Origin of the sequence: Nocardioides sp. (assembly GCF_041393715.1) — a bacterium.
Taxonomy (GTDB): Bacteria; Actinomycetota; Actinomycetes; order Propionibacteriales; family Nocardioidaceae; genus Nocardioides.
Window position 1 is genome coordinate 1 of the sequence record NZ_JAWKJQ010000011.1, and the last position, 18,161, is coordinate 18,161.

At 72.3% G+C, this 18,161-nt stretch carries 14 protein-coding genes; 13 read left to right on the forward strand and 1 reads right to left on the reverse strand.

Annotated features, from left to right (window positions below; translation table 11 throughout):
* Positions 1-50 precede the first annotated feature (50 nt).
* From istA to R2740_RS15895, 7 genes are all read left to right on the forward strand, one after another.
* The gene (gene istA, locus R2740_RS15865; protein WP_371303665.1) at positions 51-1,292 is read left to right on the forward strand and encodes an IS21 family transposase; all 1,242 of its coding nucleotides are present in this window, start codon (positions 51-53) and stop codon (positions 1,290-1,292) included.
* Positions 1,285-2,088: an IS21-like element helper ATPase IstB gene (gene istB, locus R2740_RS15870; protein ID WP_371303666.1), complete on the forward strand. Its 804-nt coding sequence runs from the start codon at positions 1,285-1,287 to the stop codon at positions 2,086-2,088. The genes istA and istB overlap by 8 nt, the downstream gene beginning before the upstream one ends.
* A 473-nt stretch (positions 2,089-2,561) precedes the next feature.
* On the forward strand, positions 2,562-4,949 hold the full coding sequence (locus R2740_RS15875) for a xanthine dehydrogenase family protein molybdopterin-binding subunit (protein ID WP_371303667.1): 2,388 nt from the start codon (positions 2,562-2,564) through the stop codon (positions 4,947-4,949).
* A gap of 10 nt (positions 4,950-4,959) precedes the next feature.
* Entirely contained in the window at positions 4,960-6,351 is a 1,392-nt protein-coding gene (locus R2740_RS15880; protein WP_371303668.1) for an aspartate aminotransferase family protein, read from the forward strand.
* Between the two features lie 42 nt (positions 6,352-6,393).
* The gene (locus tag R2740_RS15885; protein ID WP_371303669.1) at positions 6,394-7,125 is read left to right on the forward strand and encodes an ABC transporter ATP-binding protein; all 732 of its coding nucleotides are present in this window, start codon (positions 6,394-6,396) and stop codon (positions 7,123-7,125) included.
* Positions 7,122-7,886, forward strand: coding sequence for an ABC transporter permease (locus tag R2740_RS15890; protein ID WP_371303670.1), 765 nt, complete (start codon positions 7,122-7,124; stop codon positions 7,884-7,886). The genes R2740_RS15885 and R2740_RS15890 overlap by 4 nt, the downstream gene beginning before the upstream one ends.
* Positions 7,887-7,890: 4 nt before the next feature.
* A complete protein-coding gene (locus tag R2740_RS15895) occupies positions 7,891-8,781 on the forward strand; it encodes a heme A synthase (RefSeq protein WP_371303671.1) in 891 nt (296 codons plus the stop codon).
* A gap of 121 nt (positions 8,782-8,902) precedes the next feature.
* Here the strand turns inward: R2740_RS15895 and R2740_RS15900 are convergent, their stop codons facing one another.
* Positions 8,903-9,862 (reverse strand): heme o synthase, encoded by a 960-nt coding sequence (locus R2740_RS15900; RefSeq protein WP_371303672.1) that lies wholly within the window; start codon positions 9,860-9,862, stop codon positions 8,903-8,905.
* A 237-nt stretch (positions 9,863-10,099) separates the two neighbouring features.
* On the opposite strand from R2740_RS15900, the gene tkt reads away from it, so the two are divergent.
* From tkt to pgl, 6 genes are read left to right on the forward strand one after another with little or no spacing between them, the layout of a single operon-like run.
* Complete coding sequence (gene tkt, locus R2740_RS15905; protein ID WP_371303771.1) at positions 10,100-12,136, forward strand: transketolase; 2,037 nt, start codon at positions 10,100-10,102, stop codon at positions 12,134-12,136.
* 32 nt (positions 12,137-12,168) lie between these two features.
* Positions 12,169-13,272: a transaldolase gene (gene tal / locus R2740_RS15910; protein WP_371303673.1), complete on the forward strand. Its 1,104-nt coding sequence runs from the start codon at positions 12,169-12,171 to the stop codon at positions 13,270-13,272.
* A complete protein-coding gene (gene pgi, locus R2740_RS15915) occupies positions 13,269-14,942 on the forward strand; it encodes a glucose-6-phosphate isomerase (protein ID WP_371303674.1) in 1,674 nt (557 codons plus the stop codon). The genes tal and pgi overlap by 4 nt, the downstream gene beginning before the upstream one ends.
* Positions 14,939-16,495 (forward strand): glucose-6-phosphate dehydrogenase, encoded by a 1,557-nt coding sequence (zwf, locus tag R2740_RS15920; protein ID WP_371303675.1) that lies wholly within the window; start codon positions 14,939-14,941, stop codon positions 16,493-16,495. Before pgi ends, zwf begins: the two co-directional genes overlap by 4 nt.
* Positions 16,492-17,418 carry a glucose-6-phosphate dehydrogenase assembly protein OpcA gene (locus R2740_RS15925; protein WP_371303676.1) on the forward strand — a complete coding sequence of 309 codons (927 nt, stop codon included), beginning with the start codon at positions 16,492-16,494 and terminating at the stop codon, positions 17,416-17,418. The genes zwf and R2740_RS15925 overlap by 4 nt, the downstream gene beginning before the upstream one ends.
* Positions 17,415-18,161, forward strand: coding sequence for a 6-phosphogluconolactonase (gene pgl, locus R2740_RS15930; protein WP_371303677.1), 747 nt, complete (start codon positions 17,415-17,417; stop codon positions 18,159-18,161). Before R2740_RS15925 ends, pgl begins: the two co-directional genes overlap by 4 nt.

Genomic DNA, 18,161 nt, shown 5'->3' on the forward strand with positions numbered 1-18,161 from the left:
CGAGGCCATAGCGACGGTCGAAAACGAGGCCACCCAGACAGATTGGATGGGTGATCTCTGTGGAGGATTGGGCTCTGATCCGGCGGCTGGTGGCGGACGGTGTTCCGCAGCGTCAGGTCGCGCGGGACCTCGGCATCGGACGGTCGACGGTGGAGCGGGCGTTGGCGTCGGATCGACCGCCAAAGTATGAGCGGCCAGCGGTCTTGACGTCGTTCACACCGTTCGAGCCAGCGGTGCGACAGCTGCTGGCCACGACGCCGGACATGCCGGCCACGGTGATCGCCGAGCGGGTCGGCTGGACCGGGTCGATCACCTGGTTCCGCGACAACGTCCGACGGCTGCGCCCTGACCACAATCCGGTCGATCCGTCGGATCGGTTGATCTGGCTGCCCGGTGACGCCGCGCAGTGCGACCTGTGGTTCCCGCCGAAGAAGATCCCGCTCGAGGACGGCAGCAAGACGCTGTTGCCGGTGCTGGTGATCACTGCGGCGCACTCGCGGTTCATCCTGGGGCGGATGCTCCCGACTCGGACGACCGTCGATCTGCTGCTGGGGATGTGGATGCTGCTGCAGCTGCTCGGACGGGTCCCGCGGCGGTTGATTTGGGACAACGAGACCGGCATCGGACGCGGCAAGCGCCATGCCGAAGGGGTGGGTGCGTTCACCGGCACCCTGGCCACCACGCTGCAGCGGCTCAAGCCGAACGACCCCGAGTCCAAGGGCGTCGTCGAACGCAGGAACGGCTATTTCGAGACGTCCTTCATGCCCGGCCGCGACTTCGCGTCCCCGGCCGACTTCGACACCCAGTTCACCGACTGGCTGACCAAGGCGAACGGCCGGGTGGTGCGCACGATCAAGGCCCGACCGGTCGATCTGCTCGATGCCGATCGTGCGGCGATGCTGCCGTTGCCGCCGGTGCCACCGGCGGTCGGGTGGGTCAACCGAGTCCGGCTGGGCCGCGACTACTACGTGCGCGTCGACAGCAACGACTACTCCGTCGACCCCGCGGTGATCGGCCGGTTCGTTGACGTCCACGCCGACCTGGCACGGGTCGAGGTCCGCCACGAAGGTCGCCTCGTCGCTGCACATGATCGGGTCTGGGCACGCGGCATGACGATCACCGATCCCGCTCACGTGGCTACGGCCAAGGTGTTGCGCGAACAGTTCCAGCAGCCGCGGCCGACAGCCGATGCACCTGACGACCTGACCCGGGACCTGGCCGACTACGACCGCGCCTTCGGGCTCATCGATGGCGGCCTGAGTGCCCCCGCTGCGGACGGCGAGGTTGCCTGATGGCCACGAAGAAGAACGAAGCCGGCGAGACGCTCAAGCAGCTGACCTATCTGGCGTCGGCGTTGAAGGCACCACGGATCACCGAAGCCGCAGGCCGGTTGGCAGATCATGCCCGCGATTCCGGTGGACCCACGAGGAGTACCTCGCCGCGGTCCTGGACCGTGAGGTCGCCGCCAGGAACGCATCCGGCGCCCAGCTGCGGATCCGCGCCGCTGGATTCGCAGCCCGGAAGACGCTCGAGGAGTTCGACTGGAACGCCCAACCCGCCGTCCGGCAGCAGGTCGCATCGCTCGCGTCGGGCGGCTTCCTGACCGAGGCACGCAACGTCGTGCTCCTCGGCCCGCCGGGCACCGGCAAGACCCACCTGGCCACCGGACTCGGGATCGCGGCAGCCCACCACGGCCACCGAGTCCTGTTCGCGACCGCCACCGAATGGGTCACCCGACTCACCGATGCCCACCGCGCCGGACGGCTCCCGAACGAGCTCACCAGGCTTCGCCGCTACGGCCTGATCATCGTCGACGAGGTCGGCTACCTACCCTTCGAGCAAGACGCCGCCAACCTCTTCTTCCAACTCGTGTCCAGCCGCTACGAGCACGCCTCGCTCATCCTCACATCGAACCTGCCGTTCAGCGGCTGGGGCGGCGTCTTCGGGGACCAAGCCGTCGCCGCCGCAATGATCGACCGCGTCGTCCACCACGCCGACGTCCTCACCCTCAAGGGCGCCAGCTACCGGCTACGAAACCGCGGGATCGACACCCTGCCCAGCATCAAGACCCAAGACACGGCAAACTAAGCACCTACGAACCAGTGGCCTCGTTTTCGAGCGTCGCATCGGCCTCATTTTCGAGCGTTGCCGACACCACCGGACCTCGCGACTCGGGTTCGGCGAGACCCGGGTACCGGCCCCGTGGTCACAGCAGTCGGATCCACGGTTGGTCCATCCCGCCCGTCGAGCAGTTGGGCCCATGGTCTTGAGGCGCGACTTACGCCAACCATCGCTGCCCATGACCAGACTGTTCGCTGAGGTCGACCCGCCGGGACACCATCAAGGACTACGCGGCGCCGGAGGACCAGCCCGACTCGGACGTCGGTTCACTCCTGAAGGGCCGGGAGCCCGCCGCGACGACGCCACGCTGGCCACCAGGGCTAGTGTCGGTCCGGGCCGCTCCGCACCCGGGGGCGCCCGCGAGGGCCGAGGCGCGCACCCACGGCGAGCCCTTCCCCAGCGCCACACCACCAGCCACCGCTGCACGAGGAGCATCACTCATGTCGGACACGCTGGATACCCCGGCGGGCTTCCGCCCCGGCTCGATCCTCGGCACCGCCGTACGCCGGGTGGAGGACCCCGAGCTGATCACCGGCCGGGGCACCTACGTCGCCAACCTGGCGACGCCGGACACCACCCACGCGGTGCTGGTCCGCAGCCCCTTCGCGCACGCCCTCATCACCGGCATCGACACCACCGAGGCGCAGCAGGCGCCCGGGGTGGTCGCGGTGCTCACCGGCGCGGACGTCGAGGGGATCGCGGCGCCCAGCTTCGCGTCCGCCAACCCCAGCCTGACCCGCCCGCTGCTGAGCGCCGACCGGGTCCGGTTCGTCGGCGAGCCCGTGGCGGTCGTCGTCGCCGAGACCAGGGCCCAGGCGGTCGACGCGGCCGAGCTGGTCGACGTCGACTACGACCCCCTGCCGGTGGCGGCCGACCTCACCAGCGCCCTGGCAGACGACGCGCCGCTGCAGTTCCCCGACCACGGCACCAACGTCGCGCGCGGGCAACGAGACGGCGACGACAGCGACCCGTTGGCCGGCGCCACCCACGTCGTCCGGCTCACCATGACCAACCAGCGGATCGCGACCAACCCCATCGAGGGTCACGCCGTGCTGGCGGACCCCACCGCCGAGCCGTTCACGATCCAGCTGTCGACCCAGCACCCGCACGGCGCCCGCGACATGTCCGCACGCCTGCTCGGGCTCGAGAAGGACCAGGTCCGGCTGGTCGCCCCCCACGTCGGCGGCGGCTTCGGCGGCAAGGCGGCGATGGCCGCCGAGCACGGCATCATCGTCCTCGCGGCCCAGCGCACCGGCCGCCCGGTGCTCTGGTGGGAGACCAGGAGCGAGGCCCTGCTCTCGATGCACGGCCGCGACCAGGTGCACTGGGCAGAGCTGGGACTCGACGCCGACGGCCGCATCTTCGGGCTCCGGCTCCGGGTGGCCGGCAACACCGGGGCGTACGCCGGCTTCGGCGGCGGCCTCGCCCTGGGGCCGACGTACCTGATGGCGACCGGGCCCTACCGCATCCCCCAGCTCCGCTACGACGGCATCGCGGTGCTTACCAACACGGTCCCCAACGGCGCGTTCCGCGGCGCCGGTCGTCCCGAGGCCGCCGCGCTGCTGGAGCGGCTCCTCGACCTCGCCGCGACCCAGATCGGGATCGCTCCCGAGGAGATCCGGCGCCGCAACCTGCTGACGCCCGAGGAGTTCCCCTATCGCACGCCCACCGGCGCCGACTACGACAACGGCGACTACCAGCGGGCACTCGACGAGGTGATCCGGCTGGCCGACCTCGAGGCGCTGCGCGCGGAGCAGCGGCGGCGACGCGACGCGGGCGAGGTGCGCCAGCTCGGCCTCGGCCTGTCCACCTACGTCGAGGTCACCGGCTTCGGTGGCACCGAGTTCGGCGCCGTCCACGTCCACGACGACGGCTCGGCCACGGTCCGCGCCGGCACCTCCGCCCACGGGCAGGGGCACGCCACGTCGTTCTCGATGATCGTCGCGGACCGGCTCGGCATCCCGCTCGACAAGATCACCTACGAACAGTCCGACACTGCCACCGTGCGCAGCGGCGGGGGCACCGGCGGCTCCCGCTCGCTCCAGATGGGCGGCAGCGCGGTGAAGGCCGCCGCCGACGAGGCCTACGACCGCGGCCTGGCGCTGGCGGCCGAGCTGCTGGAGGCCAACGCCGACGACCTCACCCTCGGCGACGACGGCTTCGCGGTGAGCGGCGTCCCGGGCGCCCACGTCAGCTGGGCCGACCTGGCCGCCCGGGCCCTCGAGCACGGTGAGCCGCTCGAGGTCGACCTCGACATCCAGCTGGAGGGCGCGACCTTCCCGTTCGGCGCCCACCTGAGCGTGGTCGAGGTCGACACCGAGACCGGCTTCGTGACCCCGGTCAGGCACGTGGCCGTCGACGACGCCGGGCGCATCCTCAACCCGATGATCGTGGCCGGCCAGCAGCACGGAGGCGCGATCCAGGGCCTCTCACAGGCACTCTGGGAGGGCTTCGTCTACGACGACCAGGGCAACCCGCTCACCTCCACGCTCGGCGACTACACGATGCCGACCGCCGCCGACGTGATCCAGCTCGAGGCCACCACCATCGAGACGCCGACGCCGCGCAACCCGCTGGGGGCCAAGGGCATCGGCGAGTCCGCCACCGTGGGGGCCACGCCCGCCGTTCACAACGCGGTCGTCGACGCGCTGTCGCACCTCGGCGTCCGCCACCTCGACATGCCGCTGACGCCGCACACCGTCTGGACCGCGATCCAGCAGGCCCGGGTGGGCACCCTGCCGGACCCGTGGCGCGAGCCGCCAGCGGTCTTCGCCGACCAGCCCCCACGACAGTCCCGCGTCCCACGCGACGAGGCACCCGAGATCTGAGAGGAGAACGATGCTCGAGTCAGCACCGCGCCGCGTCGCCACCGTCTGGGGCGACGAGCACGAAGCGGTCGACGCCGCCGTCCGATGGGCCATCCACCGGGTGGTCCGTCCCTCGAACCCCAAGGCCACGGCCCGCCCCGCCGCCGACCTCGCCGCCGCGGCCGGCGCCACCATCACCCCCGAGGGCATCGGCGCCGAGGCCGCGCTCCAGGTGTTCACCGAGATCCTGGAGCCGGCCACCCGGGCCCAGGACGACCCGATGAACCTGGCCTACATCCCCGCGGCCCCCACCCGGGCCGCCATCGCGTTCGACCTGGTCACCTCCAGCGCCAACATCTTCGGCGGGCTCTGGGAGGCGGGCGCGGGCGCCATCTGGGCGGAGAACCAGGCGCTGCGGTGGATCGCCGACCTGCTGGGCTGGGGCCCGGAGGCGATGGGCTGCTTCGTCTCCGGAGGCACCACCGGCAACCTCTCGGCGCTGGCGGCCGCCCGCCACCGCGCGCTCACCGCCCGGGGCTCCCGGCCCGCCGAGGGGTGGCAGGTCGCCTGCTCCGCCGGCGCGCACTCCTCCATCGCCGCCGCGGCCCGCATCCTGGACGTCGAGGTGATCGACGTCCCCGAGGACGACGAGGGGCACCTCACCGGCGCCGCGCTCCGCGAGGTGGTGACCGACACCAGCAGGCTGTTCGCCGTGGTGGCCTCGGCCGGCACGACCAACGCCGGCGTCATCGACGACCTCCACGGGGTCGCCGACTTCTGCGACGAGCACCGGATCTGGCTGCATGTCGACGGCGCCTACGGCGGGGCCGGGCTGGTCTCCCCCACGCTGCGGCCGCAGTACGCCGGGATCGAGCGGGCCGACAGCTTCATCGTCGACCCGCACAAGTGGCTGTTCGCGCCCTATGACTGCTGTGCCCTCGTCTACCACCACGGCAGCACCGCCACGGCGGCGCACGCCCAGCACGCCAGCTACCTCGACAAGGTCGACCGCGACGCGGCCAACCCCGCCGACCTGGCGATCCACCTCTCCCGCCGAGTGCGCGGGCTCTCCTTCTGGTTCAGCCTGGCCACCCACGGCACCGACCGGTACGCCGCCGCGGTGGACCGCACCGTCGCCATCGCCCGTGAGGTGGCCGACGGCATCGAGGCCACCTCGCACCTCCGCCTGCTCAAGGCCCCCGAGCTCACCGTGATGCTCTTCGAGCGGCCCGGCTGGACCTCGGAGGACTACCGGCAGTGGTCCGACGACCTCGCCAAGGCCGGGGTGATGCTGTGCGTCCCGACCCAGTGGCACGGACGACCGGTGCTGCGACTGGCCTTCGTGAACCCCGAGAGCGACCCGGCGCAGGTCCTCACCGTGCTCCGCGAGACGCTGACGCCCGACCATCACGTGCCCGCCTGACCTCTCGGCGATCTCTGCGCCGGCACTTCCTAGACTGGCGGTGTGCCTGCCTCCCCCGCCGACCCGGCGGTCGTCGTCGATGACCTGGTGATGCGCTACGGCACCACCACCGCGGTCGACGGCCTCAGCCTCGAGGTGGCCCGACACACCATCACCGCCGTGCTGGGTCCCAACGGCGCCGGCAAGACCACCACGCTCGAGACCTGCGAGGGCTACCGGCGGCCTCAGCGGGGCAGCGTCCGGGTCCTCGGCCTGGACCCGCACCGGGACCACCGGGAGCTCGCGCCGCGTCTGGGCGTGATGCTGCAGCAGGGCGGCGCCTGGGGGGCGGCCCGCGTCGAGGAGATGCTGCGTCACCTGGCCCGGCTGCACGCGCACCCCCTCGACGTCGGTCTCCTCGTGGAGCGGCTCGGCCTGCAGGACTGCGGCCGGACGCCGTACCGCCGGCTGTCGGGCGGGCAGCAGCAACGGCTCGGCCTGGCCATGGCCGTGATCGGCCGCCCCGAGCTGGTCTTCGTCGACGAGCCGACCGCCGGCATGGACCCGCACGCGCGACGCGCCACCTGGGAGCTGCTCGAGGATCTCCGCACCGACGGCGTGACCGTGGTGCTCACCAGCCACCACATGGAGGAGGCCGAGCGGCTCGCCGACCACGTCCACATCGTCGACCGGGGCCGCCTGGTCGGGTCCGGCAGCCCGGCCGAGCTCACCGACGGCGGCGCGCGCAGCCTCGAGGACGTCTTCCTCGACCTGACCCCGCGGGAGCGTCGGTGAGCACGTTCACTCCCCGGCCGGGCGCGGCGCCGTTGGCCCGCCAGGTGCTCGCCCAGGCGTCCATGGAGGCGCGGCTGCTGCTCCGCAACGGTGAGCAGCTGCTGCTCGCGCTGGTCATCCCGGTGCTGGTGCTGGTGGGTGCGGTGCTGGGCGCGGAGCGGATCGGGCTCGACCTCTCCCACTCCGCGGTCGACGAGTTCACGCCGGGTGTGCTGGCGCTGGCGGTGCTCTCGTCGTCGTTCACCTCGCTGGCGATCATGACCGGCTTCGAGCGCCGCTACGGCGTGCTGAAGCGGCTCGGGGCCTCGCCGCTCCCCCGGTCCGGGCTGCTGCTCGGCAAGGTCGGCGCCCTGGTGCTGGTCGAGGTGGTGCAGGCGGTCGTCATCGGCGGGGTCGCGCTGTCGCTCGGCTGGCGCCCGGCCGCCGCGGCCGTCCCGGCCGCCATCCTGGTCGCCGTGGCCGGCACGTTCGCCTTCGCCGCCCTCGGGCTGCTGCTGGCCGGCACCCTCCGGGCCGAGGCGACGCTCGCCGCCGCCAACCTCGTCTACCTGCTGCTGCTCGCCGCCGGCGGCGTGGTGCTGCCCAGCTCGTCGTACGGCGCCGCGTCGGGGCTGGTCGCCTGGCTCCCGTCGGCCGCCCTCGGCGACGGGATGCGGGCGGCGCTGCTCGACGGGGCGTTCCCCGGCCGCGAGCTGCTGGTGCTCGTCGCCTGGGGTGCCGTGGCCACCGTCGCCACCACGAGGACCTTCCGGTGGGAGTGAGCCGATGGGAGTGACCGACACGACCTGGATGCGCCGGTGGGGCTGGGCCACCCTGGTGGCCAACGTCGGCCTCGTCGTCACCGGGGGCGCGGTGCGGCTCACCGGCTCCGGGCTCGGCTGCCCCACCTGGCCGCGCTGCACCGACGAGTCCTTCACCCCGCACGGCGCCATGGACATCCACTCCGCCATCGAGTTCGGCAACCGGACGCTGACCTTCGTGCTGGTGGTGATCGCCGTCGGCACCTTCGTGGCGGCGCTCCGCTCCGGCCGCCGCGACCTGACGATCCTCTCCGTCGTGCTGGCGCTCGGCATCCCGGCCCAGGCCGTGATCGGCGGGGTCACGGTGCTCACCGACCTCAACCCCTGGGTGGTGTCCCTGCACCTGATGTGCTCGCTGGCCATCATCGCGCTGGCCGTGCTGCTGCTGCGCCGCATCGACCACCCCTCGGTCCCGCCCGCGGCCGACAGCGCGACCCTGCTGGCCTGGACGACGTACGCCGCGGGCTGGGCGGTGCTCTACGTCGGCACCGTCGTCACCGGGTCGGGACCGCACGCCGGCGACGCCGACGCGCCGCGCAACGGGCTCGACCCTCTCCAGGTGAGCCAGCTGCACGCCGACCTGGTCTTCCTGCTGCTGGGCCTGAGCGTCGGCCTCTGGCTGGTGCTGCGCGGGCAGCCCGCGGCCACCGCCGCGACTCGGGTGGCGCTGGTCGTCCTCGTGGTGGAGCTCGCGCAGGGCGTGGTGGGCTTCGTGCAGTACTTCACCGACCTGCCGGAGCTGCTCGTCGGGCTGCACATGCTGGGCGCCGCGGTGCTCATCGCGGTGCTGACCCAGGCGCTGATCGAGACCCGGGAGCGCCCCGTGCAGGCGCTCCCGACCCCCGAACGTGAGTGACGACGGCTGCCTGCACCCCCGTGACCAGGCTCGCCGTCGTCACTAGGTCAGACGCGCCCGGGTCGGGTTCGGTTGCCTCCTGGCCGAAGTTTTTCTGCGGGAGGCCGCCGGTCGGCTGCGGTCAGCGCAGCAGCGGGTCGACCGCGACACCCACGAAGAGCAGCGCGAGGTAGAGGTTGGACACGTGGAACAGCCGCATCGGCTGGATCACGGAGAGCTCGTCGGAGCCGCGCGCCCGCCGCCACAGGCCGTGTGCCTCGACCAGCATCACGGCGCCGAGCACCACCGCGACGACCGGGTAGAGCCAACCGGTGCCGCCGACCGGCCAGAGCAGCAGCGACATCACCACGGTGGCCCAGGTGTAGAGCACGACCTGCCGGCCCACCTCGCGCGCCGGCGCCACCGCCGGCAGCATCGGGACGTCCACGCCGGCGTAGTCCTCGCGGTAGCGAAGCGCCAGCGCCCAGGTGTGCGGCGGGGTCCACAGGAAGACCACGAGGAACAGCACGACCGGCGGCCAGGCCAGCTCGCCCGTGACCGCGGTCCAGCCGATCAGCGCCGGGAAGCAGCCGGCCAGCCCGCCCCACACGATGTTCTGGGTGGTCCGCCGCTTCAGCAGCATGGTGTAGACGAACAGGTAGAACGCCTCGGCGAGCAGCGCCAGCCCCGCGGAGAGCCAGTTGACCCAGATCGCGAGGATGGCCGTGGCCAGCACACCGAGCGCGACTCCGAAGGCCATCGCAGCCCCGGGGGACACGATGTGCCGGGGCAGCGCCCGGCGTCGGGTGCGACGCATCTGCTCGTCGATGTCGCGGTCGTAGACGCAGTTCAACGCGTTGGCCGACCCCGCCGACAGCGTCCCGCCGACCACGGTCGCGATCACCAGGCCCAGCCGCGGGATCCCCTCGGCGGCGAAGAACATGACCGGCACGGTGGTGAGCAGCAACAGCTCGATCACCCGCGGTTTCGTCAGCCCGACGTAGGCCGCGATGACGTCGCGCACCCCCGCGCGTGAGCCGGCGACCGGCTCGTCCCCGCCGGTCGCCGCGGCCTCGGCACGCGAATGGCCGACGTGGGTCACGGGTACCTCGTTCGAGCGGGGACGAGAGAGCCTGTCGCAGCCCTGACGGGCGGCCCCCTGGGACAGTGGTCGAGTCTATCGCCAGGCCTGAGTAGGCTCGTCATGACCCGTGACCGACGCTCACCGAAGAGGCCGCACGTGACCCCTCCCCCCGCCACCAAGACCGTCACCAGGACCCCTCGCCTGCAGTGGACCGCGCTCGACGACCGCGCCGTCGACACGGCCCGGGCGCTCGCGATGGATGCGGTCCAGAAGGTCGGCAACGGTCACCCGGGCACCGCGATGAGCCTGGCCCCGGCGGCCTACCTGCTGTTCCAGAAGGTGATGCGCCACGACCCGGCCGACCCCACCTGGGAGGGCCGCGACCGGTTCGTGCTGTCCGCGGGCCACTCCTCGATCACGCTCTACACCCAGCTCTACCTCGGTGGCTTCGGGCTCGAGCTGGCTGACCTGAAGGCGCTGCGCACCTGGGGCTCCCTCACCCCCGGCCACCCCGAGCACGGACACACCAAGGGCGTGGAGACGACCACGGGGCCGCTCGGCCAGGGCGTCGCCAACGCCGTCGGCATGGCGCTCGCCGCGCGCCGCAAGCGGGGCATGTACGACGCCAAGGCCCGCCCCGGCCGCAGCGTGTTCGACCACCACGTCTACGCCATCTGCAGCGACGGCGACCTCGAGGAGGGCGTCAGCGCCGAGGCCGCGTCCTACGCCGGCCACCAGCAGCTCGGCAACCTGGTGATGGTCTACGACCTCAACCGGATCTCCATCGAGGGCGACACCAACATCGCGTTCACCGAGGACGTCGGTCGCCGTTTCCAGGCCTACGGCTGGCACGTCCAGCACGTCCGGTTCACCCGCGACGTCACCAAGGGTCAGGACTACCACGAGGACATCCCCGCCCTGTGGGACGCGATCCAGCAGGCCAAGGCGGTCACCGACAAGCCCAGCCTGATCGTGCTGCACACGATCATCGCCTGGCCCGCCCCCCACGCCCAGAACACCGGCGCCTCGCACGGCTCGGCACTCGGCGCCGACGAGGTGGCCGCCACCAAGAAGGTCCTCGGGCTCGACCCCAAGCGGTCCTTCGCCGTGGCCCGCGACGTGATCACCCACACGCGCAAGCTCAAGGCGCGCGGCAAGGAGCTCCACCGCTCCTGGAACGCCGACTTCACGAAGTGGGCCAAGGCCCACCCCGACGCCGCGGCCCTGCACTCGAGGCTGAGCGACCTGAGCCTCCCCGACGGCTGGACCTCCGCGTTGCCGACGTTCAAGCCCGACCCGAAGGGGATGTCGACCCGCAAGGCCTCGGGGGCCGTCCTCAACGCGATCGTGGGCGAGCTGCCCGAGCTCTGGGGCGGCTCCGCCGACCTCGCCGAGTCCAACAACACCACCCTCGAGGAGGCGGCGTCGGTCACGCCCGACCAGTGGCAGACCTCCAGCTGGTCGGGTGACCCCTACGGCCGGGTGCTGCACTTCGGCATCCGCGAGCACGCCATGGGCGCGATGATGAACGGCATCGCACTGTCCGGGGGCACCCGTGTCTTCGGCGGCACGTTCCTGGTCTTCTCCGACTACATGCGCCCCTCGGTCCGGCTGGCCGCCCTGATGGGACTGCCCGTCACCTACGTCTGGACCCACGACTCCATCGGGCTCGGCGAGGACGGCCCGACCCACCAGCCGGTCGAGCACCTCGCCGCGCTGCGGGCGATCCCCGGCCTCGATGTGGTCCGACCCGCCGACGCCGCCGAGACGGCCGTCTGCTGGCGCACCATCCTCGAGCACACCGACCGGCCCGCCGGGCTCGCGCTCACCCGGCAGAACGTCCCGATGTGGCCGCACGGCAAGGACGGCTTCGCCTCGGCGCGCGGCGCGGCGCGCGGCGGCTACGTGCTGCTCGAGGCCGACGGCGGCGCCCCCGACGTGATCCTGGTGGCCACCGGCTCCGAGGTGCAGCTCGCCGTCGAGGCCCGCTCGCTGCTGTGGCGTCGCGGCATGGCGGCCCGGGTCGTCTCGATGCCGTGCCGGGAGTGGTTCGACGCCCAGCCGCGCAGCTATCGCGACAAGGTGCTGCCCCCCTCGGTGCGGGCCCGGGTCAGTGTCGAGGCCGGGGTGGCCCAAGGCTGGCGCGAGGTGGTCGGCGACGCCGGTCGCTGCGTCTCGCTCGAGCATTTCGGCGCCTCCGCCGACTACCAGACCCTCTACGACGAGTTCGGTCTCACCGCCCAGGCGGTGGCCAAGGCCGCCCGCGAGAGCATCGCCGCCGCCGGGGCCTGACGACCGGCCCATCCCGACCGCAAGGAGCATCCATGGCCGACGTACTGAAGCAGCTCTCCGACGAGGGCGTGTCCATCTGGCTCGACGACCTGTCGCGGGAGCGGCTCGAGACCGGCAACCTGGCCGACCTGGTCAAGAACAGCTCCGTGGTCGGCGTGACCACGAACCCGACGATCTTCCAGGGGGCGCTGAGCGACGGGGAGCGCTACGACGCCCAGGTGCGCGAGCTGGCGGCGCAGGGCGCCGACGTCGACGCGACGGTGTTCGCGCTGACCACGACCGACGTCCGCGACGCCTGCGACCTGCTGCGGCCGGTCTGGGAGGCCACCGACGGCGTCGACGGGCGGGTGTCGATCGAGGTGGCCCCCGACCTCGCCCACGACACCGAGGGCACGCTCGCCTCGGCCCGGGAGCTCTGGGCCGCCGTCGACCGCCCCAACGCCTACATCAAGATCCCCGGCACCCCGGAGGGCTGGCCGGCGATCACCCAGGCCCTCGGGGACGGCATCTGCGTCAACGTGACGCTGATCTTCGGGCTCGACCAGTACGCCCACGTCATGGAGGCCTACGTCGCCGGTCTCGAGCTGGCTCGCGACCGCGGCGTCGACCTGTCGACGGTGCACTCGGTGGCGTCGTTCTTCGTCTCGCGGGTGGACACCGAGATCGACCAGCGGCTCGAGGCGTCCGGTGCCGACCCCGCGCTGCGCGGCAAGGCCGGCATCGCCAACGCGCGGCTCGCCTACCAGGCCTACGAGCGGTTCTTCTCCGGTGAGCGCTGGGAGTCGCTGGCCGCCGCCGGCGGCCGCACCCAGCGGCCGCTGTGGGCGTCGACGGGAGTGAAGAACCCCGACTACGACGACACCATGTACGTCATCGACCTGGCCGTCGACACCACCGTCAACACCATGCCGGAGAAGACGCTGCACGCCGTCGCCGACCACGGGGAGTTCCGGGGCGACCAGGTGCGCCCCCACTACGCCGACGCTGCCGCCCACCTCGAGGCGCTGGCCACGGCCGGCATCGACTACGACGACGTGATCGCGGTGCTGATCCGCGAGGGGGTGGACAAGTTCGTGGCCTCCTGGCAGGACCTGCTGGCCACCGTGCGAGCCAGCCTCGAAGGCGCCGCCTCGTGACCCCTCCCGTCGACGCCACCGCCACCGCGGCCTGGCACCGCCTGGGCGAGCTGGCGGAGGACTTCCGGCCCGACCTGCGTGCCTGGTTCGCCGACGACCCGGGGCGGGTCGACCGGCTCACCTTCACCGCCGCCGACCTGCACGTCGACCTGTCCAAGAACCTGCTCGACGACGAGGTGCTCGCCGCGCTGCTGGCGCTCGCCGACGAGGTCGGGTTGGTCGAGCGCCGCGAGGCCATGTTCCGCGGCGAGCGGATCAACGTCACGGAGGGCCGCGCGGTGCTCCACACCGCGCTCCGCGCACCCCGGGGGACGGTCGTCGAGGTCGACGGGCACGACGTGGTCCCCGAGGTCCACGAGGTGCTCGACCGGGTCTACGCCTTCGCCGAGCAGGTGCGGTCGGGAGCCTGGACGGGCATCACCGGCCGACCGATCAGCACCGTCGTCAACATCGGCATCGGCGGCTCCGACCTCGGGCCGGTGATGGCCTACGAGGCGCTCGAGCCCTATGTCCAGGACGGCCTGGAGTGCCGGTTCGTGAGCAACATCGACCCGACCGACCTCGCGCAGAAGGTCGCCGGCCTCGATCCCGAGACGACGCTGTTCATCGTCGCCAGCAAGACGTTCACCACCCTGGAGACCCTGACCAACGCCCGCCTGGCCCGCGCCTGGCTCTGGGAGCACCTGCAGCGCGCCGACGCGATCGAGGACTCCGACGAGGCCCGGCTGCGCGCCGTCGCACGGCACTTCGTCGCCGTCTCCACCGCGCTCGACAAGGTCGAGGCCTTCGGGATCGACCCGGGCAACGCCTTCGGGTTCTGGGACTGGGTGGGCGGACGCTACTCCGTCGACTCCGCGATCGGCACCTCGCTGGCCGTCGCCATCGGGCCCGCCCACTTCGCCGACCTCCTCGCCGGCATGCACGCCATGGACGAGCACTTCCACCACACCGAGCTGGCCGGCAACGTGCCGGCGCTGATGGGCCTGCTCAACGTCTGGTACTCCGACTTCCTCGGCGCCGACACCCACGCGGTGCTTCCCTATGCCCAGCTGCTCCACCGCTTCCCCGCCTACCTCCAGCAGCTGACGATGGAGTCCAACGGCAAGCGGGTGCGGTGGGACGGCTCCCCGGTCACCAGCGGCACCGGCGAGGTCTTCTGGGGCGAGCCCGGCACCAACGGGCAGCACGCGTTCTACCAGCTCATCCACCAGGGGACCCGGCTGGTCCCGGCCGACTTCATCGCGGTCGCGGAGCCGGCGTACCCCCTGCGGGACGGCGACACCGACGTCCACGAGCTGTTCCTGGCCAACTTCTTCGCCCAGACCAAGGCACTGGCCTTCGGCAAGACCGCCGAGGAGGTCCGCGCCGAGGGCACCGACGAGGCGATCGTGCCGGCCCGCGTCTTCCCCGGCAACCGACCGACCACCTCGATCATGGCCCCCGCGCTCACCCCCTCGGTGCTGGGTCAGCTGATCGCTCTCTACGAGCACCTGACCTTCACCCAGGGCATCGTCTGGGGCATCGACAGCTTCGACCAGTGGGGCGTCGAGCTGGGCAAGCAGCTCGCCCAGCAGCTGACCCCGGCCGTCGCCGGCGACGAGGCCACGCTCGCGGAGCAGGACCCCTCCACGAAGGCCCTGGTGAGCTACTACCGTCGGCACCGCGCATGACCGGCGCGGCCGGCACCAACCCGCTGCGCGACCCGCAGGACCGACGGCTCCCCCAGATCGCCGGTCCGTGCGGGATGGTGTTGTTCGGGGTGACCGGTGACCTCTCCCGCAAGAAGGTGATGCCGGCGATCTACGACCTCGCCAACCGTGGTCTCCTGCCGCCCGGCTTCTCGTTGGTGGGGTTCGCCCGACGCGACTGGGCCGACCAGGACTTCGCGCAGATCGTGCACGACTCGGTGCGCGAGCACGCCCGCACCGAGTTCCGCGAGGAGGTCTGGGACCAGCTGTCCGAGGGCCTCCGCTTCGTGCCGGGCGACTTCGCCGACGACGTCGCCTTCGACCGGCTGCGACGCACCATCGAGGAGCTCGACGAGGTCCGCGGCACCGGCGGCAACCACGCGTTCTACCTGTCGATCCCGCCGAAGTTCTTCGGCGAGGTGATCGAGCAGCTCAAGGAGCACGGGCTCGCGGCTCCCCCCGAGCACGGCGACGCCGAGGCGCCCGGTCGGCCCTGGCGGCGGGTCGTCGTGGAGAAGCCGTTCGGCCACGACCTGGAGTCGGCGCGCGAGCTCAACGACACGCTGCACCGGGTCTTCCCCAACGGCTCGATCTTCCGGATCGACCACTACCTCGGCAAGGAGACGGTCCAGAACATCCTGGCCATGCGCTTCGCCAACGAGCTGTTCGAGCCGCTGTGGAACGCGAAGTACGTCGACCACGTGCAGATCACCATGGCCGAGGACATCGGCATCGGCGGGCGCGCCGGCTACTACGACGGCGTCGGGGCGGCCCGCGACGTCATCCAGAACCACCTGATGCAGCTGATGGCGCTGGTCGCGATGGAGGAGCCCACGTCGTTCGACGCCGAGATGCTGCGGCAGGAGAAGATCAAGGTCCTCTCGTCGGTGCGGCTCCCCCGTCGCCTCGACCTGACGACGGCCCGCGGCCAGTACGCCCCGGGCTGGGCGGGCGGCATCGAGGTGCCCGGCTACTGCGAGGAGGAGGGCATCTCGCCCCGCTCCACGACCGAGACCTACGCCGCCATCACCCTCGAGATCGACAACCGGCGCTGGGCCGGGGTGCCGTTCTACCTCCGCACCGGCAAGCGGCTCGGCCGGCGGGTCACCGAGGTGGCGGTGGTCTTCAAGCGTGCGCCGCACCTGCCGTTCGCGGCCTCGGCCACCGAGGAGCTCACCCAGAACGCCCTGGTGATCCGGGTCCAGCCCGACGAGGGGCTCACGCTGCGGTTCGGGTCGAAGGTGCCCGGCACCGCCATGGAGATCCGCGACGTGAGCATGGACTTCGCCTACGGCGGCTCGTTCACCGAGTCGTCTCCGGAGGCCTACGAGCGGCTGATCCTCGACGTGCTGCTCGGCGACCCGCCGCTGTTCCCGCGCCACGAGGAGGTCGAGCTCTCCTGGCAGATCCTCGACCCGGTCCTCGACTACTGGCAACGCAAGGGGAAGCCCGAGGCCTACCCGTCGGGCACCTGGGGCCCGGCCTCGGCCGACGCGATGCTGGCCCGTGACGGCCGGACCTGGAGGCGACCGTGAGAGAGCTGCTCGACACCGACGCCGCGGAGATCGCGGCCGAGTTCGTCCGCCAGCGCATCCACGCCGGCAGCCCCGCGATGGGGATGGTGATGACCCTGGTGATCGTGGTCGACGAGGATCGTGCGGCCGACGCGATGGCGGCCGCGCAGCGGGCGTCCCACGAGCACCCCGCGCGGGTGCTGGGCGTCATCCTGGGCTCCGCGCGCGGCCGGGCCCATGTCCACGCCCAGGTGGGCGTGGGTGCCGGCTGGACCGGCGAGACGGCGCTGATCCGGCTCTCCGGGCCGGTGGTGCATCATCCGGAGTCCGTCGTCCTGCCGCTGCTGCTCCCCGACTCCCCCGTCGCGGCGTGGTGGCCCGCCGACCACCCTCCCGACCCGGCCGGCGACCCGCTGGGCGCGCTGGCTCAGCGGCGGATCACCGACGCCGCCTTCGTCACCCGCGGCAAGACCAAGGCGATCCTCGCCCAGTGCACCGCCTACGCCCCCGGCAACACCGACCTGGCCTGGACCCGGCTCACTCCCTGGCGCGCCCTGCTGGCAGCGGCGCTGGACCAGCACCCGGCCAAGGTCACCGGAGCCGGCGTCACCGCCGAGCGGGTCAGCCCGAGCGCCGATCTGCTGAGCGCCTGGCTGAGCGACCGGCTCAAGGTGTCGGTGGCCCGGCGCTCGTCGAAGGGGCCGGGCATCACCGAGGTGGTGCTCGAGACCGCCGACGGCCCGGTCCGGATCACCCGCACCGACGGCAAGCTCGCCACCTTCGCCTCACCCGGCCAGCCCGACCGACCGGTCGCGCTCAAGCGGCGGGACCTTCCCGACCTGCTCGCCGAGGAGCTGCGCCGCCTCGACGAGGACGACGTCTACGCCCGCACCGCCAAGCGGCTGGTGGCCCTGGAGCGCAAGAAGCAGGGGGCGCGACGGTGAGCGAGGTGCGACGCTTCGACGACGGCCCGGCACTGGCCGCTCAGGTGGCTCACGACCTGCTCGAGGTGCTCGTCGAGGCCCAGGCCGACGGCGGCGAGGCCCACGTGGCGCTCACCGGCGGCACCATCGCCGTGACCATCCACCGCGAGCTCGGCCGACTCGGCCCGGAGTCGGGGGTGGACTGGCAGCGGGTGCACGTGTGGTGGGGTGATGAGCGGTTCGTGGAGCCGAGCAGCCCCGACCGCAACGCCCACGAGGCTCGCGCCGACTTCGTCGACGTGGTCGGGGTGCCGGGCTCGCACGTCCATGAGATGGCCTCGATCCTCGGGGCCATGGACGTGCACGCCGGAGCCGAGGCCTATGCCCGTCAGGTCCGTGAGGTCGGGTCGGGTGAGTTCGACGTGGTGATGCTCGGCGTCGGGCCCGACGGACACGTGGCCTCGCTCTTCCCGGGGTTCCCGCAGCTGCGCAGCGACGGGATCGCGGTGGGCGTCACCGGGTCACCGAAGCCGCCGCCGGAGCGGATCTCGCTGACGATGCCGGCACTCAACCGGTCCCGCCGGGTGTGGTTCGTCGTGGCGGGTGCCGAGAAGGCCGACGCCGTCGCGACGGCGTACGAGCAGGCGGAGACGCTCACCGACCCCGACCGCGACGACCGGCTCCCGGCCGCGCGCGTGCACGGACGCGACGAGACCGTGTGGTACGTCGACCGGTCGGCCGCGAGCGGCCTGCCCGGTGGGTGA